The organism is Pedobacter sp. (genome assembly GCF_037719805.1).
In the GTDB taxonomy this organism is placed as follows: domain Bacteria; phylum Bacteroidota; class Bacteroidia; order Sphingobacteriales; family Sphingobacteriaceae; genus Pedobacter.
This window is the reverse complement of the sequence record NZ_JBBJLZ010000005.1, coordinates 26,283-52,500: the sequence shown is the minus strand read 5'-3', so window position 1 is coordinate 52,500 and position 26,218 is coordinate 26,283. Positions and strand designations below refer to the sequence as shown.

Below are 26,218 nucleotides of genomic sequence, written 5' to 3'. Positions count from 1 at the left end.
TTATTCCCTCTTTATTTGATAGTGCTCAACGCAGCGTTCTTGTTATTCCACCGTTTTCAGATAAAAAAATTAATTACTTTGCAGATGACCAAGTACTACTTTGGATACATGAATGTACAGAACAACAATAAAGACCTCTTAAATACTAAACAACATTTTGAACTTCTCGACGGCCTTCGAGGGGTAGCTGCTGTAGCTGTAGTCATTTTCCATTTTATGGAGTTTGTTTTCCCGGACTATAAAGACAACTTTATTGCACATGCATATCTTGCAGTCGATTTCTTTTTTTGCCTTTCGGGATTTGTAATTGCTTATGCTTACCATTCTAAAATATCAAATTTGGGTTTTGTGGCATTTCTTAAACTAAGGTTAATTCGCCTTCATCCACTTGTAATAATTGGTTCCATTATTGGTTTAATTGCATTTATATTTGATCCTTTCAGTAAATTATTTCAGGCGCATGCTGATCAAACGATCTTGATGTTTATAACATCATGTTTTATGATTCCCTATCCGCTGGTTCCTGAACGATACTTTAACTTATTTCATTTGAATCCACCTACGTGGTCACTCTTCTGGGAGTATATTGCCAATATCGTATATGCAGCTTTTCTTTTTAAGATCCGAAATAAAGGGCTTTTGGCATTAACTCTAATAGCGGCTATTACGTTATTTTATGTTGCTAGTAATTATAAGTTTCTGGGAGTAGGATTCGGTGGAGATAATTTTCTTGCCGGTGGAGCTCGCGTATTTTATTCCTTCTTAGCTGGCATTGTGGTATACAGGCTTCAATGGAGGATCAACAACAATTTAGGCTTTATTACCATGACGGCATTCCTTCTAATTGCATTTTTATTTCCCTTTATGGAGAGTGCCAATTGGCTGATAGACCCTATCATTGTTACTTTATACTTCCCCTTTTTAGTAGTTCTTGGGGCAGGTTCAAAATTAAAAACAAGATATTCAACAATATGCAGGTTTTCAGGCGAGATTTCCTATCCCCTTTATATGATTCATTATCCCTTCCTATGGATTTTTCTTAGTTATATAGAAACACATAAGCCATTGACGAATGAAATGATATTAATAACTTTTATAGGCGTCCCATTCTTAATTTTGATAGCCTATTATTTGATGTTATGGATAGATATCCCACTTAGAAAATATCTAAAAAAACAATGGTTGAAGTAATGGCATTTAGTTTATCATTAGCTCCATTATTCTTAAGATGGTCTTTATCAATTCGCCTGTAACGACTTTCCTGAAACATTTTTTGAGCCTTCCCAATGTGCTTCAGCTTACCTGCGTGTAATACTTGCAGCTGACTGCGGATTCATCGCCTGTATAGCGACTATTAATTTTTTACCCAGAAGATGCCCATTGCTGGTATTGTTGGTCAAAATAACTACTGCTATTTTCTCATCTAAATCTATACAAATACTGCTGAAATAACCTCCCGTTCCCCCTTCATGGTTTAGAACGTTTTTATGGGTGTCCAAGTACTGCCATCCTAAACCTATTTTATTAGAGCCTTTTTCATAGCTGACCTTATGAGTTAACCTTATAGCCGAATCAAGTCTATCATTGCGGCTAGATAGCTGCGCTTTTGCATATGCTATAAGATCATATGTTGAGCTTTTGACAGCGCCGGCTGGCTCCATTGCTTGAATGAGATAAAAAGGCACAGGCTGGTAGTACAAATTATACCCCTGAGCAAGGTTTTTAAATTTCGTGGTATCAATTTCGATGACAGTTTCGTTCATCCCTAATCGGGATGTGATATGTCCTCTTACTATGTTCCGGTACGAATTATGGAAAACCGTTTCGAGTATTGCACCCATTAAGCCCACTCCTAAGTTACTGTATTCATACTTCAGTGTATCCCTTCCCAGTTTATAATCCTTTAAAAATGAGTACAGCATGTTAATACTGTAGTTTCCAAAAGGCTGGTTGGCATCAGTAATTGCGGGCCCGAAATTATCAACATCACGTGGTAGACCGGATGTGTGATTAGCGAGCTGCTTAAAGATTATGTTTTTCAATCCTTGATTTTCCGCCACAGAGTCCGGTAGGAATTTAGCAATCGGGGTTTCCAGGGTCAACAATCGCTGTTGAACAGCAATTGCAAGCAGTGTAGAAGTAAATGTCTTTGTTACGGAACCGATATCATAGAGCGTATGATTATTAGGCAGAATTTTACTGCCGATTTTACGCTCTCCATAATTATAAAAAAAGCTTTTCCCCTTATACCAAACAGCGACACTAATACCAACGTTGCCCTTGGTTTGAATATAGGGAGATACAACTCTGTCAACAGCTGTGTCTAAGTAACTGACCATTTTATTGTCTTTAGGCGCCTTTTCTGCTTTTAAACTGGTTTCAGCGTAAGGATGCAGTGCTATACTGCTGATCTTGCCGTATTTATCTAAAGCACCTACCTCAAATTGGAAAGGTCTGGTAGCGATTTTGCCATTTAATGATACGTTGAGATCCACTTTGTAAATGCTTAAAGAATCATTCTGGGATACCAAGGTCATATTTTCGAGTGGCAGCAGACCGGACAATTGCTTTGTGTAGACGCTTGCCCAAGCGGCAGGAGGTAAACGCTTTTTAAATGCTTCGCCAACTAGCTCGTAAATACTATCAGGTTTACGGTCATTCAAATATCGAATGGCTAATCTAGCAGTCGCATCTGTTTTCTGGTCGGATACTGCAGGCGTGCAACTGATTAAAAAAGTTACCAAAACAAGGATAATTGGTTTTAGATAACGAGCTAACTCCTTTTTAGACATATTCCCGATACGGTCAAATTGATGTTTAGACTGACTAAAATAATTATTAAAAAATGAAAAGACTATATTCCTTGTCAATTGCATTGAGTTAGCTTGTGCCTGGTCCATGTATTCTCCATTATTCCACCTTTTAATGATAATTTGGGTAAATCAGGGTATTCGATCCATTTTACTATGCTTAGCTATAACTTTAATTCTCAATGTATACTATGGTAATACTTATAACTTTTCGATATCTTGTACTTTTGTTTAAACCATCTGCATAACCTGTTTTGGGTGTTTATTCGCATATGTATTGTCACTTTCTAATTATACTGCATATCCATTGTGGTCGTCAATATAATTTATAACCATTTAATTTGGAAACTATGAAACCACTAAAAATCATCTTAATTGTTATAATCGGAGCGTTGGTAACCATTTCCATCTATAGGGGTCTCACTATCGACAAGCTTGAAAAGCTGGATTCTTTACTAATAGTGGCCTATTCATCCCTTATATTACTTGTTTCATTCATGGAAACAATTGCGAAGCGACACAAAGATACAACGTCCAAAGATTAGCTGTCTAAATGGCTAATGCGTAATCTTTTCTTAAAGAACGAACATTATATGCGAAAGTACCTGGTTCGGTCGACCTTAAATATTCTTTCCGTACAGCTTTTACAAGATTAGATGGATCTAGCTAGCAATTAGTAAAGATTTCCGGGCAAAAAAATCAGTAGAGGAGGTCAGAATGCTATTATAAAGTACATAATATCTTTAGCTTCTATAGTTAAAGCTTTGTTTCGAGCAATAAATACCACTTCACTAATTGACGCTTGTATACAGCCATAGAATTGAAACCATTAGTCATTGATCCCTCTGAAAATCAATCTAACGTCCTGATTAATCTTTCCTATATTAGGTATGAGTTAGATTAAAAGTTTTTATGGAACCTAAAACAACACCCAGACGTGAGGCCCTTCAGCAAATAGGTATGTTTATAACGGCAATTTGTGTTCTTCCTTTAGCTTCTTGTGATGATCCGAAAAAGGATCAAATAAACGACGGTGGGGCGACTAAGGTTCCAATTCCGTTTTTAATTCCTGCAAAAGCTACGTTGGAAGTCGGGCCGCTTGGCAGCAATATGAGAACGATTATTCGCAGCTCGCAAACCAATCGACAGTTCTCCTGTGTCGAAGCGGTCCTAGCTCCTAACAAAATGGCAGGTTCTCCTCATAAACATGAGAGTCTGGATGAACTGATGTACGTTATGGAAGGCACTGCTTCTGTTTTGATGGGCGACAAAGTTGTGGATGTTGCTGCTGGAAGCTGGCACCTTAGACCCAGAGGAATCATTCATGTGATCTGGAATTCTGGCAACGAAAATCTTCGACTCGTTGATATGTACTTTAATCAAAATTTTGAAGATTATCTTGAAGAGTTATATCATAAAATTATCCCCGAAGTCATTGAACGTAAAATATCGTTCGAAGACCCTGAAATTGCCAGACGTGTAAGCGAACTTGACAACAAATTTGGGCTAACTTATTATCCTGAAAAAGCCCAACCTTTGATTGATAAATATGGCTTAAGCTAGGGAATACATAAATGCGCACGAGTCACAAATTTACCTGTTTAAATCAGGAATCAAAGTGCCTATTTCCTACACAAAGCGTACTTTTCGATATATTTGAGAGATGGTCATTTACACAAACTGTCAAGATAGCTAATGGCAGACAGGATCCTAGCGGTAGACGATAAACGTATTGAATTGAGGAAGTTTCGAGATTTAGTACTAGCAGCGATCGATTATCATTTAGATGACACTTCAGCTGCAATCAAAACTGATGACTTCAATTCCTCTGTACATTATGAATCTTTAAAAAAACAAACCCTTGAACATTATAACAAAGGACGGCTTACTAAACTAAAGCATTGGTTTAGGGATCTGATAGAAATACAAATAGAAGCTCGTAATCTTAAGTTTAATACATATCTGAAAAATCAGACGGGTTATGATATTGATATTTTTGAAGCCTACTTCAAACGGGTTGAAAAAATAATCGAGAAAGGAAAGATTACTACAGACAATCAATTCTTTGATGTCAGCATCATGGTCGAGCATTTAAGTAGTGAGCTTACGATTGACGATGGAAAAATTCATATTTTGAATCACTTTCTGAGTACCTATGAAGCTAAAAAATCAAAGAAGTGCGGTTAACAATTATCATTTAGCTTCAACTTCAAGTTACTAAAAAAGGGTGATTCTACTCATTCGCTAAAGCCATCAATCGCTTTTTTATTTCATCTGTCTGGCTCCATCGAAAATGTCCATCAACAACTCCTCCACGCTTATTAACCAATGCATAATGAGGTATGCCGGTTACTTGAAACTGCTTAGCTAATAAATTGTATTGATCATTAGATACCCGGTAATGCTCGCCCTTAATCCCAGGCATCACCGTCTGGTAAGCTTTTTCTGGCGAAGATGGATTCGTAATGTACAAAAACACAATGTCCTTGTTTTGTGCCAGTTCTGCTTTCATTGGGGCCATTTCCTTGATGCTGTTTATACAGGGCACGCACCAGGTAGCCCAAAAGTCGATAAAAACTACTTTGCCTTTGAACTTATCCATTAGCTGTACAAATAAGCTATCACCCGATGTGTTCGTCGGGGATTGGTTATAGGTATAGCCGGTCTGGGTTTTAATGCTCCTGATACTTGCTTTGATCTTTTCATTAAGTTCCTCCACATCAACCATCAGAAACTTATTTTTAACTTTCGACTTTATATCGGCAAACTCCGCAGCAGATAAGGTATCCTTTGCAGCATCCATGCGCTCTGATTCACTTCTCAGGTACATCAAGTCAAGTCCTAATGAGCTTTCCTTGTTTAAAAGCTCTTTCATGACAACTGGCCTCGCTTTCTCTAACTCTCCAGGTCCACTTATATTGTTCCAGGCCGCGTTTTCGTAATGCGCTATCGTAGCCTTATTATTTTCATCTAAAGTGTCCAGCGTTTTAAGCTTCTTGATCTCCTCAGTATAGTCTTTGCGTCCAATTTTGTCATAAATTGGATCTATATACATTAATAGATTTAGAAAAGGATTGTAATTAAACGAGGCCATTGCTGCCTTATCATATTTCATTCCTTTTAGAAAATCATAATAGCCGGCACCTAACCTAACCGGAGTTAAGGCTGGCTTCTTGCTTGCAAATGGTAGCTTATTTTTTGTGCGGTAAGCAATATCCAGCATATGATTATACTGGCTCAAGTCGAAGCCAGTATGATATTGTATGTTTTGACGGGCCAGTTTGAGGCCGACTTTGCTCATGCCCTCCTTCTTTGCCAAACTATCAATCTTGCTAAGCTTCTGCTCCATGCCCTTTAAAGTATAAGCTTTGTACTGCTCCGGCGTTAATTGGTATATATCAGCGTACAAAACATCATAATTGAAATCCAATAAAATTGGCCTCACCTTATTGATGTCATTATTGACTAAGGCCAATCTGCTATCACCCTTAAACACGGAGGTTACGTTAGGGATATCGGCAATGTCAAAATCCTGCACCAGATTTCTACCAGGTTCAAAATATACGTAGGTATAAAAAAATGGGAAAGTCACTAAACACTCCTGATTACGGAGCAGGGAAAACCTTGCTGAAAATGTTCCGTCGGACTTTATTTCAATCAAATATACCTCCTGCTTGCCGGTTACGATGTTATTTACAAGTAGTTGTGCAGTTCTAAAACCCATGTTGACCGAGTAGCCCTTTATTGTGCCTGTATAGGTAGTTTCTTTGGATTGCGCAGCTGCGACATAGACTGACAACAGCAGACAAGCGAAAACTAATAGGTTTTTCATGTTAAGAAGCGTTAGGCCGATAAGAATATCGTTTTTGGGTTATAAGGTCAAGATCCGAGATTGTCCATTGTTGCCTCACCGAAGAGGTTGCTACAGCCGCTTTATTTTAATATTTTTAAGCCAAACTTTTTGCCCATGATGTTGAAACATAATGTGGCCACTGGTAGATGTAGCAAAATTAGGGTTGTCATTATATTTGCTTTTACGGATGAGGTCTTTTAATTCTTTTGATCCCAATGTATATTCAACAACTTTGACCCCGTTGATCCATTGTGTAACGTGACCATGATCTACTAATAACCTCGCGGTATTAAATTCCCCAACTACTTTCAATTGCTTATTTACCGGCGAAATTAGGTCATACAGAGATCCTGCGGAACGTATTGGGGCTTTATCATTAAAATTAATGTCATCCAGCAATTGGAATTCAAAATTATCTAACCAATTTGGGCTATTTCCATTGCCGGATTCGTGATCTGAGTTTTCCTGAACATTATAAAAAATACCACTGTTGCCGGCTTTAGATACTGCCCATTCCAGTGTCAAATCAAAATTAATATAGGTCTCTTTTGTTAGAATATCCACATTCGGCACATCCGTTTGGGTAACCAGTGCGCCATGTTCTATTTTCCAGGCATCAGATGGGAAAGTGGCCATTTTGTAACCTCTTAATCTATTGACCGTTTTTCCATTAAATAGATAATGCCATTTATTAGCTTTCTGAGAGTAGGTTAAATTGACTAAGCAAAATAACAGCAACAATAAAACCGACAGCTTCTTCATACTTATTATCACAATGATTCTTTTTATAAGGTTAACACTTTTATTCGATGTAATATTAATTTTCTGGTATTTGTTTTATATAAAAAGTTGATAAGAGAGACGCTTTCCATTTAGTCTGAAGAATTGTCAACTGACATGAAGAATTTGGATGACACCTTGTTCTAGCTGTCGTTCTATATTTTGATGCCTTACTCTGGTCAATTTGCTCTTGAGTACAAGCTTCTAGTTTGGTCGGGAAGTAGGATAAAAAAGTAAGTAGTTGATATGGGCTTTGTATGAGACAAATATGTGTCCAACTTGACACCAAGATAAGACCATGATTTCCGATCACAAGTTGGACTTATTACGTGTTATTGTTATATTCCTGTAGGTGGTATACTAAGCTCATATAAAGCGCTATGTTGCTGACTCAACCAAATATAAAAATGTATGGCAGGATTTGACGGTAAGCACTTTAAGGGCAAGATAGGTAACACAAGTTACAAACAATACAGAGGACAGCAAATAGTATCGGGCAAATCCACAAAGGCAAAATTCTCGCGTACGGAACCAATGGATAGATCTTCTAACCTTTTTGGAAGAGTAAGTACACTGAATAGTTGCATCAGGGCTTGTATGGCGCCGTTATATGATCAGTTCCAATTACTCAGCAGCATGCATTCTAAGTACCAAAAGAAGATATGAAGGCATCGGCATAGGTATAAGTTGGGTATGCCTTATTTATTCATACTTGTTGAGGTATGAATATAAATTATTCCTCTATACTCGTGGTCACCAAAGAATGCTTTAGCTTCCTCCTTATTTATGATATTTACATAATTGATATCTGAAGCTGATAAATTAGTTAATGTTTCAAATCCTGCAACTTCACCGTTTATAAAAATAGTATCATCGACGGGTAGCTTACCTTGTTGCTTGGATTGTTTAATCAGCGTTAACAGTTTATCCTTATCAGATGATAGCCGATTAGCTTGGTAACGTTTAGTATAAATGTAGATGATGCCGTTACTGTAATTACTTCCAAATAATTTTACTGCCTCTGTGGGAGAGACAATGTTTACATATTGAATGATATTTGTATCAATTTTATCGAAGATTGCTGTTGAAATATAGGAGTAGTCATCTATAGTTAGTAGTTCTTTACGTAAAGGACTTTTCCCACTTCTATAGTCAACAATACTGTTTATGAGATTATCCTTTGATTTTCTCTGTCTGGCTAATCCAGCTTTGGTGACTAACATTACAGTCCCTAACTTATCCTTACCCTGAGTTCTGTAAACACTGGCAGGATACATGTAAATATTTAAGATACTGTCTTTGTTAAGATATTGACGCCATTCATCTAAGGAACTTATCTTTTCTGCGACATTTAATTGAACTTTACTAGTGTCGATATTTTGAAGAAGCTTAAAAGCAGTTCTGAATTGAGCCTCACTATATCCTTTAGTGTTTGGAGTAACGTCATTAAAAACCACGAGCTTTTTATTGTACCTCTTGCCTAATACTGCCTTTGATAGAGTAGAGGGAATAATTTGAAATGGAAGGGTATCGAGAGCTAACTTCCTAAGGCTTCCATAGCTTTTAAATAGCTTCCCATTTACCACCACAACAGCGCCCTTAGTATTGGCTGTATCTTTAAAGCTGACAGGTATATAATAGACGTAACTTACCTTAGCACCATTGATGGTTCCGGGAATCCATTTGGGACTTAAACGCATAATCCGGAGTGCCTCCCGATTGGTATACTTATCCAGGCCTTTTTTCACCTTAACATTCGATACCTGACCGGTACTATCTACTATAAACTCGAGCATCACTTTTCCCTGAACACCGCGTAATCGGGAAGCTACCGGATATTTGATGCTGGTCTTTAGGTAATTGTAGAAAAGATTCATACCACCGGGAAATTGCGCTGAGATACTATCCTTTTTAAGAGTATCAGTTGCGATAGATTTTAAAGATTGATTAGCAAAAGCCGTCGTATTAAATCCAATTAGGAGGAGAGCAATTAATTTGTAATTCATAAGGACATATTGGCTAGGTGATTTTAGAACTAAACTAACGTTAATAAACTTATTTTATAAGGATAATCGATTAGCTTTTATCGCAATTTACCCTTGATAATTGTTTCGCCACGGGTGACCGTATTTGCTACGTGCATGGTCAGTCCCTCACCATCAAAGACACAGGTGAATTTTTCGGTATGCGGGCTTTCGATATATCGTAAAGTAAGTTGTAAGGTATTGTCATCAGTCCAGCTATAACTACCGGCTACTTTGGCCGGGAAAAGCATGCTTCGGTTTTCCTGGGCACCGGCAGTCAGCGAAGGCCCGGGCTTTAGTGTGGTACTGGTCTGCCAGGTTCCGGCGCCAAATTTCAATTGGTAGCTGGCGGTATCGTTCTTAATGGTAAGTTGATTATTAGTGAAACTGGCAGTAGTGTAGTTCAGTTTATTAGGTTCCAACCGGTAAGTACCGTTCCTGTTTCCGCTAACCGCAGTTTTCGGTGCAGGTGGTAAAGCCAATTGCTTTAGTGCTTTTTTTAGTGCTGCATCGCTGGCTTTATTGGCAGGCAATTTTCCCGCATGCATGGCGGGTAACAAGTATTGCCAAACGAGATTAATCTCACCCTGCATATCCGAGGTTTCGGCCGTAACCGCCAGTACCGCGTCCTGATCAGGCATGATGATCATATATTGACCAAATGCGCCATCGCCGCGATAAGCGTTATACCGGCAACGCCACATTTGATAAGCATAACCCTGTTCCCAGTCACTGGCATCTTTTTTGGCTTGTGGCAGGTCTGGATGCTGGATGATCTTAACCGAGCTGGCTTCTTCAGCCCAGCCTTTAGGGAGTAGCTGTTTACCATTCCATTGACCTCGCTGTAAAAACAGTTGCGCGAATTTGGCCATATCTTCAGTTTTTAAACGCAGGCCCCAGCCACCAGTATTGATACCTTTCAGGTCAGTTTCCCAATCCATATTTTTGATACCTAGCGGGTCGAACAATCTCGGTTTCAAGTATTGCAACAGGCCTTGCCCGGTTACTTTTTGAACGATGGCGGAAAGCATATAGGTACCTAAAGAGTTGTAGAGAAAAACGCTGCCTGGCTTATGCACGATAGGCGTGGCTAGGAAACCTTTTACCCAATCGGTTTCGGACGAAAGTCGGCTGGGCTCCGGGTCCTGCCCGTCCGCCATCATGAGCGCGTCTTTGACAGTCAGCGCGGCCAGGTTTGGACTTACCGTTGCAGGTAACTTATCAGGGAAAAACGAGATCACTTTGTCGGATAATGACAGTTTCTTTTCAGCAATAGCGAAACCAACTGCAGTTGCGGTAAAGCTTTTACTACATGAGTAAAGCGTATGGCGTAATTCAGGTTTGTACGGATTCCACCAACCTTCGGCTATGACCTTACCATGGCGCAAGAGCATAAAGCTATGAAACTCGGTTTTGCCCGTCCGTGTTGCGTTCACAAAGTCCAGTATACCCTTAGAATCGACCCCTTCGGACTCGGCTTGACTATGCGGTAAGTGCTGGGCGCTTAGCGCTAAGACAAAACTAACTTGTAAGATGATAGTAAGTGAGATACAACGATAAGACATGGCAGTGGCAATTGGTTTAGACTAAGGTAAACAAATTGTTGGTTAGCGTTGTTGGTGCCGTTCGTCCTTTTTTCGGGTTGATAAAAAACTACGCTCTATCGTTGTTCCTGCTTCAATTTAACGTTAATTTCTAAAATTATAACACCATTAGCGGCAGACGCTCCATATAGAGTAGTAGCTTCCGAACTTGTCTTAACTACTACATTTTTAATATCCTCCAGCTGATATCTATTAAGTTCAATTGGAGGTACGATTATCCCATTTATAATGTATAACGGTACATTAATCCTATTCCTTTTAAGGGATTTTTCAAAAGACTGATACAGTGAGCTTTTTTTAACACCGGCTGAAAGGATCTCATGAACTCTAATTGTTGTCATTCCTATCGAATACGTACCTGACGGCGCAGTATTTAAAAACTCATGTAGCCTGGTTTTAACACTCAATTCACTGCTTAATAAATGAATTATATCGCCTGCCCGCCTACTGTTTTCATCGTTGGGTATTCCTGCCACTAAACGTATAATTCTTTCCTCATTAAGCTGTTTAATAATGAAACTAGATCGAAAACCATCTATAACCTTAGCATCACTTTCACGAATCTCTAGCAAGCCTAAATCCAAGACCTTCTATATAAGATTTGCGACAGTATCAGATGAAATGACCTGTGCGATCGTATATGTTTTTCTATCATTAATTTCTTTAGCAGATAGAATTAAACTTCCTAAATATTGACCATTTTGATTTTTAGCTAAATTCACAATGGAATTCGCATTCAATGCAATGGAGATACTAATGCTTTTATCCAGTGATAAATTTAAAGCGGCATTAGCACTTTTATTAAACGTTATTAGCATCAGGCTAAAAAACAATAGTCTTAGTTGGTACATTAATTAATTTTCTTAAAAGTAATGAATCCGTGTGAGTTAAAAAGATGAAAAGCGATAGAATAATGGTTCTTTAAGACGATTTAAACTGAATAGCTGTACTACTGTTTTTAATATAATTTACCGAGTCTAATTGATAACAAGTTCATCTTAATTCATCCACCTTAAAATACGTTTAACAGTTGCTAGAAGTTGATTACTTTATGTTTAAATGTGATGACCAGCTTTGCATTGATAGAGAATTACCTTAAGTAGGGTTCCAGTTGGTGGTTTAAGAAAGTTCGACTCTTTCCTCTACGACAAACCTGTTCATTAGGTTTTATATTTGGTTAGTAAGGGGAACGTCTGGATAGAGTTCCCCATTTTACAGGGCAACTCAATCTTAACTCCTAAAGTTTAAGCTTCCTTTATAAGACAATATTACTTTATGCTATTGTGTTGTAACTCCGTTGGTGTCAAACCAAATTGATTTTTGAAGGCGAATGAAAAGTGTGATAGGTTTTCAAAACCAACTTCTAGATATACTTCTGAGGGACGTTGGTTTTCTTTTGTGATCAAATGATGAGCTTGCTCTAAACGCTTTAATTGTAGCCATCTTTCGGGTGTCGTTTCAAATATTTTCGTAAAATCCCTTTTAAAAGTGGAGAGGCTACGACCTGTGAGTTTAGCAAATGATGATAGCGTAATGTTATACTTATAATTATGGTTCATGTAAGTCTCCAAATCTATCTTGTATGGTTCTAGAAAATCAAACAAAAAATTCTTAAATAAGTCACCTTCTTGAAGCAATAACTCGATAGCTTCAAAAGATTTTAGTTTCGCAATATTTGCGGTAAATTTCTTAGAATGATCAATATAAGGCAGCAACGAGTCGAAGAAAGCTTTCAGAAATAGGTTTCCAGTCAGATCGATCATGGCCTTACCTTTATATACATTCCGCTTCTGGATCTCATTTTTCATTGCGAATCTTTGTAGTGTCGCCTGGTCCAGGAAAAGGCTGACCAATGAAGGTGGCTCACCGTTTAATCCTACTTTTTTAAGCTTTTTAAATAATTGGTTCCGACGCATCAGACATACGGTACCTTCTTTCATAATGAATGTTCCTTCATTCGAAAAATAGTGTGATTCACCAGATAACATGATTCCCAAAGCGTGCTCAGGAAAATAGTGTTCGCTACTTTGTGCTTTTTGATGACCGCGGGAATACAGCAAATTATGCTGAAGAATTAAATGGTCTTCCATACCTTTGTCATTTTAGGTTTAATTTATGCATTTTCGTCAGACAAAATTGTCTTTAAGTCAAAAGCGAAGAGTCTATTGTGATCGTATTTCTCGCTATTTGACTGTTTGATTTTAATGTGCTGTTATGTTAAGCTTAATGGCTGATTTCTGGTTTATTTAGTTTGACTCAATATTAACCTTTCTAACATTCTATCAGACAAAATACTTCGTAAAAACAATAAAGGTTTAGCCATAGAACCACCAGCGTATCGTGTTTTTGGCTTGTTTGCTTCAATTCCTTTTTTAATCAATTTCGCAATTACAATAGGTTCAGAGTTATTTTTTTCAGTTTGTTTAAAGCTTCTTTCTGCTCCTTTAACCAATTCTTTGTATGCAGAATTTCCAGAGATGCGCACTAAACTTTCTAAAGCGATGTCGCCCCATTCTGACTTAATTCCACCTGGTTCAATAACAATTACATCTATGCCAAATGGTTTTACTTCCATTCTTATAGAATCACTTAATCCCTCAATTGCAAACTTACTTGCATGATACCAACCGCCTAGCGGTAAAGCAATTTTCCTCCTACCGAGGAAATATTTATGATTTTACCATATTTATTATCTCGCATTTTTGGTAAAACCAATTGTGTCAAACGCATTGCCCCAAATACGTTTACTTCCATTTGATATTTTGCATCCTCCATTGGTACGTCTTCAATAGCCCCTTCTGCGCCAAAGCCTGCATTGTTTATTAAAATGTCAATACTTCCTGTCTCCTTTAGAATCTGTCCAACACACGCCATAATGCTTTCCTCTTTTGTAACGTCTAATGCAATAGGCTTGATTCCAAAACCTTTTAGGTCCTGCATTTTCTCTGTCCTGCGTGCTGCACCATAGACATTGTAGCCGTTTTGTGCAAGTAAGATTGCAGTTGCTTTTCCAATTCCTGCGGAAGCCCCTGTCACTAAAACTGTCTTTGTCATAATTTTTGTCTTTTTGTATAGTACAATATTAGTTATTGTATAGGCGCATGGTTTTAGTGAAACGTTCAAACTGCTGTGTTGAAACGTCCAAGTTTATAGGAGAATAAGCTCAACGGCGAGAAGTGAAATCTTCATTAGTGAGATATTTGTTTTTTGCTTTTACTTGATGCTTACGAAGTATAACCCAGCCGCTTAAGATAGGTTTCCTTCGTCGTGTTGGAAGAGGCTATTAAAGATATTCTGGATTCAAATTCATTTGAAAAAGACGTTGATCATTAGTTATAAAATATGTATTTTCAATAGTCACTGAACGGATAGATTGTGTTGGAACTAATGAGACTTAGTGTATGTTACTAACCTGCTTCGAGCCTCATCCCTCACTTCATGAATATGTGGAAAGCATCTACATTATAGAGATAAAGTTTACATTGCTAGACTCTTTATCCCCGATATACACTTTTGTACCTACACATACCCGTTTTTTGTGCTTTTACTTAAGCGATAAGGTGAAGGTTAAAAAATTAAATGGAGAGTTTGTAGTTCGTGCAAGGTCAATTATAATAGGACCTCAGCTATCGACTGTTACCCTAGACTTAGGTAGCGACCATTTCTGTGTCATCGTTTCACTTAAACCATGCGCCATGTATCGCCTTTTAGGCGTTCCTCTGCAAGAAATTGTTGACCGGGATTATGACGCACGCTTGGTTATAGGTTCTGAAATTGATGAGGTTCTGGAGCAGTTGCAGGAAGCGCGAACTAATGTGTTAAAGAATGAAGTTATACAACAGTATCTTTTAGGTAAGCTGCGACAACTTAAACCCGCCCTTGCTTTTGATGCAGCCATGGTTCAGTTGGTAAGAGGCATGGGAAACCTATCTATCGATTACCTTGCAAATCAATCTAACCTTAGTGTAAGGCAATTTGAACGAAAATCTCTGGAGCGAATTGGATTGCCACCGAAGCTATATGCCCGTATGGTACGTTTTACACATGCCTATAACTATAAAGAACGGACTCCTGCTGCATCTTGGAGTGAGATTGCATACCGATGTGGTTATTTTGACCAGATGCATCTTATCCGTGATTTTAAATTCTTTGCCGGATTTACGCCTAACATCTTAAAAGAAGAAAATCTTAAAACCTCTGTCCGCTTCAATTCAATTGCTGATAAATAGGTTAACCCTCAGGTCATAATATTAATGTTTCCTTTGCTTGCGGATGTCATCACTTCAACATACGTTGGTGATAGTGGTTTTTTAATGATGTCGGATTTGTACTATACTCAGATTAGATTATATCCTAATATTGAGTAGAACAAAAATTAATCATTTATCACATCCTCTTAAAATTAAAATTATGGCAGACGTAATGAAGGTGTTATCAGATTTGGAATATAAAGCTGTAGGGGTAGACCCAAACACCAAAAAAATGCCTGAAGGGTACTTTGTATCCTTTCGTTCAATCGGACTCCCAATACCAGAAGAAGATTTTAAAAATCCATGGACACCTACGGGCTCAAATTTAAAACAGATACTGGATTCCAAACCTAAAGATGATGGTGCCGGAACGGGCTCTGCACAGGATCCAGCGACGGTTGATGCAGCCTCGGTAAGTAAACAATTGGAAAAGATGGAGTATATGACTGCCAACATTGGTGCTTCTATGCAGGCATTTTTGCAAACATTTATGCTTACTGATAACAAAATTCTATTGGAATCTACGTATAGGGTTGCACCAAGTTCCAGTAAATTAAATGATACCTGGTTTGCCATTATCAATGGGGCAAATGGTATCGCTCCCGACCTTGAACTCAACGAGGACATTAAAAAAGCAATAAAGAATGCAAATGCTAAATTGATGACCGAGGAGGGGGATAGTACCGTGCATTTTGAAAAATATATGCAATATCGTGATGAATATCAAGAGACGGTAAGAACCAGGGATAAGATGTATGCAAACGCTATGTCTGATCCCATGAAATTGCAGATGTGGCCTATTCAGGGCAAGACCTATCAAGATGATGTAGAATTTGCCTGGGACAAATGGCAGGGATTTGGTTTTAAACAGGAGATTGATGAAGCGATAGCCGTACTGGCGAGTCAAGGCATAGACCCGGCAATCTTACTCATTGCAAGGGCAAAACATAAATACGAAAACAGCTTGGTAACCATTCCGAACGTAGGGAACATACCTTATACTTTCATGACGCCTTCCAAATGGTATTCCTCGACAGGTGCAGATGGATGGAATACTTACACACAATCAGACTTCCATAGTGAAGTACATATTGATACCCAGACGAAGCGTACAGCAGCAGGCGGTGGCATAAAATTCGGTTTTTTCAGGGCAGGCGGTCATGGTGCAAGCAGTGAAGAGAAGACCTCTATTGACATCAATACAGAAAGCCTTAATATCACTTTTGAGTACGCTACTGCCGATATCCAAAGACCTTGGCTGGACACTACACTTTTAAACCTCGGAAATTGGTTTTTAGTTGGAGATTATCCGGCAAGTTGCATTTCTGATGGAACGTTCAATCAACAATTCAGGGTGAATAATCCCACTGAGATGTTATTTCTCCCTTCTGTAATTACAAGCTTTATTCTAGCCAGAAATGTCAAAATAACCTGGAGAAAAACGACTGCGGATATTGAAAAGTTGAAAACTGCTGCTTCAGGCGGAGGAAGCGTAGGATTTGGGCCATTCTTCTGTGCTGGAGCTTCACATGCCGAAACCCGCGATAAGAGAGATTACACATTTGATGACAATTCGCAGGGATTGGAAATAGCAGGTGTCCAGCTTATCGGTTACGTGTCTAGCATTATTCCAGGTTCTCCAAAGAAGAACGGAAAAGATTATATGCAGAAAAAGAAAGAAGAAACACCTGCGGCACCAGAAAAGCCATCAGAACCGATTCCGAATCCATAAGTATGTTAGCTTAAATATAAAGGTTTTATGGATGTAAATAATCTAATAACGTCGGTCCGGTCGTTTTTTATTGAAAAATACAAAGGGGTAGAGAATTCTAATTCATTTTTGTCTTTTGAACCATTAGGATGCATGATAGATCCTGACGATTTTAAGGATGAAAGTGGAATGATCTCTGAAATTAAAGCAACTGAGCAGGTGTCTATACTGGGTGATAGGCTGCCTGAGATAGAGGATATCTTTTTAACGGGTACATCGAGCCTTAGTAGTATATATGAAGTCCTTATTGAAAGCGTCGTATTTTCCGGATTAAAAATCACAGCTGAAGATAAGACCCCTTATATCAGTAAGTTTGGACAAGTTAAATCAGACTCCCTTAAACAATTCGAGGAAGGGAAAAAAGCCTCAATATCTACTCCTGAAGGAAACTACTTGCCGGTCTATGCCTATCCCAAAAAGTGGTATGATCCGGAAGGGGCATTCTGGGTTGCTAAAACTTTCTCGACAAAAGAAGCGGTACCTGCACCCTTATCGAATACTGGCACTAGCAGAAAGATTCCGTTACTGTGGCGAACTAAAGTTAGCGCCAACCCTGAAATAATTAAGATAGCATCGGAGCAACCACAGCATGGGAAGATAGTTAATCTTTCAGAAGTGCTTAAACAAGATGCCAATAATCAAATTAATTTAAATAGGATCGGGGTGTCCAGGATAAAAATCCAACCCTTTAAAACGTTGCAGCCAACACCAGGCAATTCCCTTATGTCTAAACTGAAAAGGGCTCGCATTTCAGGCGACCGTGAACAAAAGGTCGAAATAGGGAACATGAAGGTACTTAAGCACTTTAATTTTGCAGATAGAATCAAGCTTACCAGTCATATTATTACAAATAATACTTTACCTGAGGCTCCGGTACACGCGAATGAGTTTATGATGGACTTTGAATATTGTATTGTTTACTTAGACAGGCCCTGGTTTAATACCGCTTTGTTTCATTATGCCAATATGTGGTATTGCCTGATGTTAAAGGAAAAGTATTTTTCTTCCGGAGAAAAGGATGAAAGTAATGCTGGTTTATTGAAATGTATTCCTACAGCTATGATTCTGATCAAAGATCTAAAAATCAAAGCAGCTTGGACGGATAGCGACAAACAGCATGCTCAAGATAGTGTAGGTCTGGGAATTTTTAATTTAAGTGGTAGCACTTTTTCGAACAATGAACTCACTACCCCAGGTATCCAGATTATTGGGTGGATGTGTGAAGTACTTCCAAAATTGCCGGCAATGGATGATCCTAATGTAAGCTTCTAAATTTTAAAGGTATGATTGATGTAACTACTAGGGTTCTTGATGAACTTAATGCCATTCCAGGCACAACCGACAGGCCAGGTTTAAGCAGATTTGATGAGGCTCGATTCTTTATGGAATCTTTTTGCGAAAGGTATATTCCCGATGACTTCGAGCTGGTACGGCAAATGAGTGATAAAGATCTTTGGGAGTACTGGAAAACGGTGGATAAACGCAGCTTGGAATTCGAATTTGACAGACAGGAGAAAGAGGTATTGTTTATTGAGTGTGAAGACAATGCTGTGAATGAACAAACCTTAATTGCTGTAAACTACGTAGCAGACCCTGATTTTAAAACTGTGATTTTGGAGCGGGAGGGGGATGTTTATCCAAAACTAATAGTACTTAGCATTCCGAACTTATTAAACATATCTGACTTTACAGATGCCGGCGGTATACCTTTTCACGTTTACTTTCATCCTACCTTGGGTCAGAATATTGCGAGCCATTACACAGCTGTTAATGAAGCCGGTAGAAAGTCTTTAAAAGATACTATAGACAATCATTTTATGCCTTACGGCTGGGATTTTCTTTTCTTTATTGGCCTTAAGAACCTTACTTATCGTACAAGTACCAATCTGGACTCAAATGGTAAAGTCGACGTCTGGGCTGGCAAAGGGTTGCTCTATCAGATCAATAACTCTGGCAAATATCTTCCGAATATAATTCCGATCCTGGATCCAGCTAAGAATGCTGGAGATTTTGAGGATCCTGAATCGTTCCTGCAGATTCTAAAAGAAATTCAGGAGTACATTATTATAGATGGTGGTTTTGAAAGTGGGGGCATGCTTCCAGTAGGAAGGTCAGCAATATCTGCTTTCAGCAGTGGCCATATAAGTTTCAATAACTTGTTACAGCATGCCAAGAAGGAAAACTTAAGCGAATTTTTTGGAGATACTTTGCAAGAAATATATATGTTTGATGCACCAAAAGGTACAAATACAGCCTGGATTTCCAATGCCCATGCCTGGGCAAGCATATACGGGTACGATAAAGTAATCCGTGGATATTCTCAATGGGATCCTAAAAATACCCACCTGCTTTTGGCAGAAGACCAGGCAATCGAGCAGGGAAAGAATATAATTAACAGTGATAATCCTAATAGATCATTTGCGTTAATCGGACAATCTTTTTTTGCAAATATCCTTGCTTCAGCTGACGGGCAATCTATACACCAGGCAATTCCGGGTCTGATGCTTTATGATGCCTTAACTAAAAGCCAATTTACAGTTTAATCATTTTATTTATTTTTTATGGAAAACGAATTTGAATACGGCCAAGACGAAACAGAATCGTCAGAAAACCAAATAACAACTGATCCTTCTTATCTGCAACCATCAGAGAATGTATGGATATCTACAGATGAAGGAAGCTCATATGTTTCAGATCCAGAACAAGGTATACCCTATGATTTTTGCATTAATATTGTAAACAGAGGTGATGTACCATCAGGCTCTTTTATGGTTAAATTTGTTTTAAGTGGTGATGCAGACCCTGCTGAGGAATATTACACAGATGACGTTGAAAACCTAGAACCAGGCAATAGTACGTTTTTGTTTTACCATTATGGTCCTTTTGAAAACAAATTTGCGGTGTATCATTTACAGGCAGTAATTTGTTCAGCAGACGGCACAGAAATCAGTACTGACCAAGGCTTTGATTTTACCATTAATTCTGCCTAAATCTATCTGCTATCGGTATTTATGAACACTTCCTTGTTTCTGAGACAAAAGCATGGATAGCGTTATTAGAGGGACTATGATCACAGATCACGGTCCCTTTTTCTTTAAATCGTAATGGATAGGCAAAGTTCCTAATATTCGTCTCAGAACCTTCGTTTTCTGAGACGAATTGCTATCTGTATATGTCCTGTAGCTAATTAAAACGACCGTTAAGTAAGAGGCAAATACTGCATCGTGAATAGTCTACTTAGTAAGATGTCAACAAAGGGAGCAAATAACAAAGCTTCCTGTTTCCAAGAAGCTTTGTTTAGAAACATAGTAACCTTACAACCCGAAGTTATAAGCTAATCTTAATCCCACAAATTTTCGAGTACCGTTATTTGACCATGCCTCGTATCTGGCGCCGAAATCAATAGTACTTTTATCTGCAACTGGAAATTCAACACCGATATGGGGCGTGTAAATAAAACCATTTCCCGATCCAAAAGTGGTTGCGATAGCACCACCTAATTCACCTCCAGCATAAAAGTTTTCAGAAAGAAAGTACCTGGCTCCAACCTTCAAAGGAACAACTCCGTAAATTGGTAGTGTACCTGTCTCCGTACCTATAGTAATATTGTCTTTGCCCTTAAAGGTTAGGTAACCACCTGTTGCAATAAACTTCAATCTGTTAGTAATCGGAGTTTGAAACTGCAAAGAAGCTCCGTAACCAAAATTGTAATAATCTCCGAATTGACCAGTAGGAAAGGCAAATTCTGCACCAATTCCAATCTTCGAACCTGTCATTGCCACATCTTTCGTTTGAGCGCTAACGCTACTAAATCCTAATAGACCTGCTATGGCTATTGATAAAAATAATTTCTTCATGCTTCTCAATTTTGTTTACGGTTAAGTTTGATTGAATCGAAGATACCAATTCAAACTAATCGGATATGAATACTCGAGGCACTTTTGGGTTGTAAAAACCGTATTTAACTTTATTTAACAAGATGAGGTTTTCGTATACTTAGAATTCGCCGCTGAAAGAAAATTATAAAGCTACAGCATAATTTCGTTTTTGTTACTGATCCAACTCAATCCTACTGACTTCGAGTACCAAGGCAAATGCTTGTTTGACATCCAGATATAAATGTATCAAGATAACTATATAAAATTTTTTTATTATTATGAAATTCGGTTTCTCTTTGCTATGCTTAAAGCTTAAGAGGGCATGCATATCTTCGTTTTTTGAGGCACCTGTTTTTTTTTCCGATATCTGCATTATTTATTTAGCTAACACCCGGTCAAGCGATAGAACTACGATGGGCGAAAGAGTATTAAAACGTCAAAAAAGGGTATTTACGTTTTTTAATTATTGTAGAATTAACGTGATTTTTATATTAATGAGACAGTTAATGATTAAGGTCGGTACCATCACATATTCAATTTGGCAAAGTGCTAATGTCTACGCTGTGTTTGAGAACGATATAGAGATCTTCAAATTAAAAGCTACTGTAGGTAAGAATCTAGTGTTTTTCTGGGAAACTGTTGAAGGAATAACTAGCCAGTTAATTAGTAAGATTGGTTTAGCAATTGAGCTTTATGACTTGAACCGTTTTCTTTAATTTTTCAACGTCTCGATACCTCTACCAAGCATACTTTGTGAGGCAATAAACAATTTGCCTTGCCAGTTTAACTGTTGGAATAGAAATAATGATCTTGCTTACATGATTTCGTTCGTTCGTCTGTAACACAAAGTATAGCGATCATTCCTTATCAAGCCTGATCAATAAGGCGAGATGCCGTTATCATCGTTGATAATTCCTTTTTTGCTTTTCTTAAGGGTGGATGTCAGACCCCCAAAACGATAATTTAGGCTTCCAGAAAAGCTCCTAAGATACCTTTGGTTGGTTCTTTCCTGATAGAAGGTTGAGGCATTTGTTGTACCGGTATTGTTCCTGTACTTGGCAAATGGGTTACTTGCTTCGGCAGTGAAATAACATCTATCTTTTATCAATTCCTTTGTTAAATTGAATCCGCATCCCCGATAAGAGCTGTTTTCTATTCCCTGCAAATTAATATCAGCTCCATTCAAATTAACACTTCCTGATGCAAGCCACCCTTTATTAAAACGATAGGAAGACGAGGCTGCAAAGTAATACATTACCCGTTGATTTTTGACCACCATATTATTAACCAATCCATTAACCCGGCCGTATATAGTCATTAAGTTAGCATTCACATTCCATCTTGAAGTCAACGGGTAATTTACATTGACATTGGACATAACCATACGCATACTGCCAGAATTCTTTAATGTCGAACGAGTAATGTTATCTACTGCATCGTACACTTGCGCCGGCATTGCCATTTTAGAACTAAAGTCATAATTCATCCGGATGTACAATGAAAGTTTTTTGAAACTACTGTAGCTCAATTCAAAGCTATTAGAAGAAGCAGGGAGCAGATCAGGGTTGCCGCTTGATTCAATGTTCGGGTTAGAACGGTCTACAAAGGGATTTAAATGCTGTATCTCGGGTCTCCTGATTTTCCGTGAATATCCAAATAATAAGCTCGTATTGTTTTTAAATTGTTTTTGAACAGATATTGATGGAATATAATCAAAGTATGATCTCTTTATTTGCGTGTTGTTAGATACAAAAACTGCATCAATGGTCGCTTGCTCCAATCTAATTCCTGCTTTAAAGCCCCAGTCATTCAATTTATATTGATAAGAATTGTATACACCGATAATATCTTGTGTATTATGAAATCTGTTGCTAAGTCCCTCGTTCATTGCAAAAACCCGGTTGAGGCCTAACGTGTCATATAAAAAGTCGCTTGTATTATTCCTTAATGTTCCTTTTACTCCGGCTTCAAATGTCAAATTCTTCAACATATGAAAATAGTCGGCCTGGAAAGACTGCTCTAATGACCGTTCATCATTCTTCTGGTTGTAATCAGGCAATGGGTAGGAAACCTCATCAGCAACTTCAAAATTGCCGGATCGATTATTATTCGCTTTTAAAACCCGATAAGAAAAGGTCAGTAGTCGGTTTTTATCACTTCTAAATCCCATTTGATAGTTTAGAGAAGCGTCCATATTCTCACCTCCAGGTTTGTTAGTACTTATAACCCTATAGCTTTGTACCAGGTCGTTAACACTAGTCAACCGAGACTGCAAATCATTATGGTTTATGTTATTTTTTCCCCCAATATTAATCTGCCCTGTTATCAAGTTTAAACTATCTATTTCATAACTCAAATCCGAACCAAAGTATCCATTTCTGCCCTTTGTTTTCACAATTGTACTTTGCAATAAAGTTGTTGAACCTGAATATCGCTTCGTCACATTCATGATTGGCGGCGAATCAAATAAGCTACCACCCGTAAACCCAGAGATACCAAATTTGCCTTGCTTAACAGTAAAAGATCCTCCAACCCCAGGCCCACCTACAGGCAAACTTTGGCTAAGATTTACATTTCCTAAATAACCATCACTGATCCTTTTTGTAGTAACAATGTTAATTATCCCATCTAGCGCTTCAGCATCGTATTTCGCAGGAACTGTCGTTATTACTTCCAACTTATTAATGCCGGAGGCACGCATATTTCGCACTATGTTTTGCGGATTTCTGTCTAGGATAGTGGAAGGTTTTCCATTAATGAATATTTTATAATTTGTATTCCCTTTTAACCGGATCGTGTTATCTCCGTCAACAGAAATCAACGGTATCTTGCGCATGATCTCTAGAATATTTGAGCTTTTGCTTTCCGGATCGGCCTGTACATTATAACTTATCCTATCAATTTCTTGTTTTGCCAGGGGCTTATTATCCTTTACAACCACTTCTTTAAGATGATGCACATCGATGATCATGTAAAAGGCTCCTAAATCCTTAAGTTCTTTAACAGTGGTAGCCAGATCGACCACCATATTTCTCGTTTTGAATCCCTGAGCCACAATGGTAAGTGAATATTCAACTGGCTTGAGTGCAGGAAATATAAATGCGCCATCTGCTTTTGCTTTTGCACTTTTAACAACATCGCTTTTACTTTCTTTTAAAATAAGTGTAGCGTATTCAATTGGTTTTTTGTTTAAGGAGTCTAGTATAATTCCTTTTATTCCCGGCTGCATGGTTTGTGATTTTGCCTCATGGATACTGATCAGTAACATGAGGGTAAGTAGAAATTTCGCTTTCATTTTCTTTTGATATATAAGCGAAAGTATACGCGATGTAGTAGTCAGGAAAATAATAGTGACCACCTGACGGGGACTGATGACAAACAGCTCGTTTTGACGTTCATCATCCAAAAAGGGTAGTTCATCATCAAAATTTGTTTTATGTGTACACTTAGTCTTTCTTTGGACAATGAAACCATTTGAATGGACGATGTTATTCATGAAACCGTATAAGATTTACACGCATGTTGTGTTTTGGCTAATGGTTTCATTCTCTATCATCTTTTTCAAAGAATACCCCGAGCGAATGACCGGTTTGACTGCTATTTGTCTTGTGCTGCAGGTCACGCTGGAGGTAATGATACCATGTTATTCGCAAAATCTATTGTTGATTCCGTTGGTTAAAAAGCGGGGATGGCTCCTGGGGGCGGTGGCATATCTGTTGCAGGTAGCTTTGCTCATTTTATTACTGCCATATATACTCAATGGCGTTGCTATGCTTTTCCCTATCACAGATCGTGTAGATTGGAGGAATGAACATATCGCTTTCACGGTGATATTATTTACGCTGATCGCTACGATATTTAAAATAGCACTGGACGGGCTGATATTAGACAAAAATCGAAAAGAGAATGAATTGCGGCATTTAAAAGCACAATTAAACCCTCATTTTTTATTTAATACCCTCAATAACTTATATGGACTATCCGTTGCTGAATCTAAAAAGCTGCCCGGATTGATGCTCAGGTTATCAGAATTACTACGCTATTCGCTGTATGATACGAATCAGAATTACGTGGCCCTAAAAAAAGAGCTAGATTACATTACCAATTATGTAGAACTGGAAAGAATCCGCTTGAGTGACAAAACTGATATTAAAATGGAGGTGTCAGGCAGTTATACAGATCATTACATTGCCCCTTTGCTGCTCATCATTTTTATTGAGAATGGGTTTAAGCACTTTTCACAAGCTAAGGGCCGACAGTCTTATGTTCACATCCTATTCAAATTAACTGATAAGCTTTTACAGCTGGATGTGAAAAACTCAATCGATCCGGATTATACCGTAATAGAAAGGGAATCAAAAGGTGGGTTGGGTCTTGATAATGTCAAGCAGCGCTTGGACCTAATCTACCCTAGAAAATATTCACTTAACATCAACCGGGAAACTGATCGTTTCGAAGTGAAACTGGAAATAGAACTAACCTAATATGAATATTAATTGCATTATAGTTGACGATGAACCAATAGCGCGTGAAATACTCAAAACCTATATTGAGCAGATACCGTATTTAGTACTTGTTGCCAGTTGTGAGGATGCTTTCGAAGCAATGCAGATCTTAAACAAGAAAGAGGTAGACCTTATTATCCTTGATATTAACATGCCAAGACTGACTGGATATGAAATGCTTCGTTCGCTTAAGAATTATCCCGCTGTAATTATTACTTCCGCATACGGAGAGTTTGCGTTAGAGGGGTTTGAATTGTCCGTAATAGATTACCTTTTAAAACCATTTTCCTTTCCCAGGTTTGTACAGGCTACTGAAAAAGTCAAAAACACAGCGCATAATTCTATCATAGATAAGGGTCATGATGAAGATTTTATCATGATAAAGTCGGATAAGATATTTAACAAGGTCTTTTTGAAAGATATCGAATATGCAGAAGCATATGGTAACTATATTTTTATCTTTCGGGTCGTAGGAGATCGTATTATGTCTAAACAAACTCTCACTCAGTTTGAAGAACAATTGCCTCAGAATGAGTTTGTACGAATACACAAATCTTTTTTATTGTCACTGAAAGCGGTTAACTTTTTGGATGGCAATGAAGTAAGTATAGCCAGTAGAAAACTACCCATAGGTAAAGTTTATAGAGATAACTTACTTAAGCGTCTTCATTAGCATTTGCTGTGGGTCTGCAAGGTTTAAATAGAATAACATAGTTGGTGTAGCACATTGTTTTAGACTAAAG

At 38.1% G+C, this 26,218-nt stretch carries 25 protein-coding genes; 13 read left to right on the top strand and 12 right to left on the bottom strand.

The annotated features are described in order from the left end of the window. Positions 1 to 84 precede the first annotated feature (84 nt). Positions 85 to 1,191 carry an acyltransferase family protein gene (locus WKF66_RS16605; protein WP_489675611.1) on the top strand — a complete coding sequence of 369 codons (1,107 nt, stop codon included), beginning with the start codon at positions 85 to 87 and terminating at the stop codon, positions 1,189 to 1,191. A 107-nt stretch (positions 1,192 to 1,298) separates the two neighbouring features. On the opposite strand, the gene WKF66_RS16600 is transcribed toward WKF66_RS16605, so the two are convergent. Continuing rightward, complete coding sequence (locus WKF66_RS16600; RefSeq protein ID WP_489675610.1) at positions 1,299 to 2,744, bottom strand: serine hydrolase domain-containing protein; 1,446 nt, start codon at positions 2,742 to 2,744, stop codon at positions 1,299 to 1,301. 416 nt (positions 2,745 to 3,160) lie between these two features. Here WKF66_RS16600 and WKF66_RS16595 point away from each other — a divergent pair, with 416 nt between their 5' ends. The 3 genes from WKF66_RS16595 to WKF66_RS16585 all read left to right on the top strand — a co-directional run bounded on the left by WKF66_RS16595 (position 3,161) and on the right by WKF66_RS16585 (position 4,997). Further along, positions 3,161 to 3,355, top strand: coding sequence for a hypothetical protein (locus tag WKF66_RS16595; protein ID WP_489675609.1), 195 nt, complete (start codon positions 3,161 to 3,163; stop codon positions 3,353 to 3,355). 367 nt (positions 3,356 to 3,722) lie between these two features. Further along, the gene (locus WKF66_RS16590; RefSeq protein WP_489675608.1) at positions 3,723 to 4,373 is read left to right on the top strand and encodes a cupin domain-containing protein; all 651 of its coding nucleotides are present in this window, start codon (positions 3,723 to 3,725) and stop codon (positions 4,371 to 4,373) included. A gap of 132 nt (positions 4,374 to 4,505) precedes the next feature. Further along, positions 4,506 to 4,997 carry a hypothetical protein gene (locus WKF66_RS16585; RefSeq protein WP_489675607.1) on the top strand — a complete coding sequence of 164 codons (492 nt, stop codon included), beginning with the start codon at positions 4,506 to 4,508 and terminating at the stop codon, positions 4,995 to 4,997. A gap of 46 nt (positions 4,998 to 5,043) precedes the next feature. Here the strand turns inward: WKF66_RS16585 and WKF66_RS16580 are convergent, their stop codons facing one another. Then, on the bottom strand, positions 5,044 to 6,642 hold the full coding sequence (locus WKF66_RS16580) for a TlpA family protein disulfide reductase (protein ID WP_489675606.1): 1,599 nt from the start codon (positions 6,640 to 6,642) through the stop codon (positions 5,044 to 5,046). 90 nt (positions 6,643 to 6,732) lie between these two features. Next, complete coding sequence (locus WKF66_RS16575; protein ID WP_489675605.1) at positions 6,733 to 7,425, bottom strand: 3-keto-disaccharide hydrolase; 693 nt, start codon at positions 7,423 to 7,425, stop codon at positions 6,733 to 6,735. Positions 7,426 to 7,854: 429 nt separating this feature from the next. Between WKF66_RS16575 and WKF66_RS16570 the strand changes: the two genes are divergently transcribed. Beyond that, entirely contained in the window at positions 7,855 to 8,109 is a 255-nt protein-coding gene (locus WKF66_RS16570; RefSeq protein WP_489675604.1) for a hypothetical protein, read from the top strand. Positions 8,110 to 8,141: 32 nt separating this feature from the next. Here the strand turns inward: WKF66_RS16570 and WKF66_RS16565 are convergent, their stop codons facing one another. The 7 genes from WKF66_RS16565 to WKF66_RS16535 form a co-directional block, all read right to left on the bottom strand. After that, positions 8,142 to 9,449: an energy transducer TonB gene (locus WKF66_RS16565; protein WP_489675603.1), complete on the bottom strand. Its 1,308-nt coding sequence runs from the start codon at positions 9,447 to 9,449 to the stop codon at positions 8,142 to 8,144. Positions 9,450 to 9,526: 77 nt separating this feature from the next. Further along, positions 9,527 to 11,032 carry a serine hydrolase domain-containing protein gene (locus WKF66_RS16560; protein ID WP_489675602.1) on the bottom strand — a complete coding sequence of 502 codons (1,506 nt, stop codon included), beginning with the start codon at positions 11,030 to 11,032 and terminating at the stop codon, positions 9,527 to 9,529. Between the two features lie 95 nt (positions 11,033 to 11,127). Then, positions 11,128 to 11,655, bottom strand: coding sequence for a hypothetical protein (locus WKF66_RS16555; RefSeq protein WP_489675601.1), 528 nt, complete (start codon positions 11,653 to 11,655; stop codon positions 11,128 to 11,130). Between the two features lie 6 nt (positions 11,656 to 11,661). Then, positions 11,662 to 11,922: a hypothetical protein gene (locus WKF66_RS16550; RefSeq protein ID WP_489675600.1), complete on the bottom strand. Its 261-nt coding sequence runs from the start codon at positions 11,920 to 11,922 to the stop codon at positions 11,662 to 11,664. 417 nt (positions 11,923 to 12,339) lie between these two features. Continuing rightward, complete coding sequence (locus WKF66_RS16545; RefSeq protein ID WP_489675599.1) at positions 12,340 to 13,161, bottom strand: helix-turn-helix domain-containing protein; 822 nt, start codon at positions 13,159 to 13,161, stop codon at positions 12,340 to 12,342. Between the two features lie 152 nt (positions 13,162 to 13,313). Further along, a complete protein-coding gene (locus WKF66_RS16540; RefSeq protein ID WP_489676152.1) occupies positions 13,314 to 13,652 on the bottom strand; it encodes a hypothetical protein in 339 nt (112 codons plus the stop codon). Between the two features lie 50 nt (positions 13,653 to 13,702). Further along, positions 13,703 to 14,125 carry an SDR family NAD(P)-dependent oxidoreductase gene (locus tag WKF66_RS16535; protein WP_489675598.1) on the bottom strand — a complete coding sequence of 141 codons (423 nt, stop codon included), beginning with the start codon at positions 14,123 to 14,125 and terminating at the stop codon, positions 13,703 to 13,705. Positions 14,126 to 14,472: 347 nt separating this feature from the next. Between WKF66_RS16535 and WKF66_RS16530 the strand changes: the two genes are divergently transcribed. The 5 genes from WKF66_RS16530 (at position 14,473) to WKF66_RS16510 (ending at position 20,082) form a co-directional block, all read left to right on the top strand. Further along, a complete protein-coding gene (locus WKF66_RS16530) occupies positions 14,473 to 15,300 on the top strand; it encodes a helix-turn-helix domain-containing protein (RefSeq protein ID WP_489675597.1) in 828 nt (275 codons plus the stop codon). A gap of 181 nt (positions 15,301 to 15,481) precedes the next feature. Continuing rightward, on the top strand, positions 15,482 to 17,053 hold the full coding sequence (locus tag WKF66_RS16525) for a hypothetical protein (protein ID WP_489675596.1): 1,572 nt from the start codon (positions 15,482 to 15,484) through the stop codon (positions 17,051 to 17,053). Between the two features lie 27 nt (positions 17,054 to 17,080). Next, complete coding sequence (locus WKF66_RS16520; RefSeq protein ID WP_489675595.1) at positions 17,081 to 18,364, top strand: hypothetical protein; 1,284 nt, start codon at positions 17,081 to 17,083, stop codon at positions 18,362 to 18,364. A gap of 11 nt (positions 18,365 to 18,375) precedes the next feature. Next, positions 18,376 to 19,635 carry a hypothetical protein gene (locus WKF66_RS16515; protein WP_489675594.1) on the top strand — a complete coding sequence of 420 codons (1,260 nt, stop codon included), beginning with the start codon at positions 18,376 to 18,378 and terminating at the stop codon, positions 19,633 to 19,635. A gap of 18 nt (positions 19,636 to 19,653) precedes the next feature. Then, a complete protein-coding gene (locus tag WKF66_RS16510; RefSeq protein ID WP_489675593.1) occupies positions 19,654 to 20,082 on the top strand; it encodes a hypothetical protein in 429 nt (142 codons plus the stop codon). A gap of 324 nt (positions 20,083 to 20,406) precedes the next feature. Here the strand turns inward: WKF66_RS16510 and WKF66_RS16505 are convergent, their stop codons facing one another. Further along, positions 20,407 to 20,949, bottom strand: coding sequence for a hypothetical protein (locus WKF66_RS16505; RefSeq protein WP_489675592.1), 543 nt, complete (start codon positions 20,947 to 20,949; stop codon positions 20,407 to 20,409). A 515-nt stretch (positions 20,950 to 21,464) separates the two neighbouring features. On the opposite strand from WKF66_RS16505, the gene WKF66_RS16500 reads away from it, so the two are divergent. Continuing rightward, positions 21,465 to 21,686, top strand: coding sequence for a hypothetical protein (locus tag WKF66_RS16500; protein WP_489675591.1), 222 nt, complete (start codon positions 21,465 to 21,467; stop codon positions 21,684 to 21,686). Between the two features lie 161 nt (positions 21,687 to 21,847). On the opposite strand, the gene WKF66_RS16495 is transcribed toward WKF66_RS16500, so the two are convergent. Continuing rightward, positions 21,848 to 24,466, bottom strand: coding sequence for an outer membrane beta-barrel protein (locus tag WKF66_RS16495; RefSeq protein ID WP_489675590.1), 2,619 nt, complete (start codon positions 24,464 to 24,466; stop codon positions 21,848 to 21,850). On the opposite strand from WKF66_RS16495, the gene WKF66_RS16490 reads away from it, so the two are divergent. Continuing rightward, positions 24,435 to 25,454 (top strand): sensor histidine kinase, encoded by a 1,020-nt coding sequence (locus tag WKF66_RS16490; protein WP_489675589.1) that lies wholly within the window; start codon positions 24,435 to 24,437, stop codon positions 25,452 to 25,454. The two genes, WKF66_RS16495 and WKF66_RS16490, sit on opposite strands and share 32 nt — an antisense overlap. A gap of 1 nt (position 25,455) precedes the next feature. Beyond that, complete coding sequence (locus WKF66_RS16485; protein ID WP_489675588.1) at positions 25,456 to 26,148, top strand: LytR/AlgR family response regulator transcription factor; 693 nt, start codon at positions 25,456 to 25,458, stop codon at positions 26,146 to 26,148. Positions 26,149 to 26,218 lie beyond the last annotated feature (70 nt).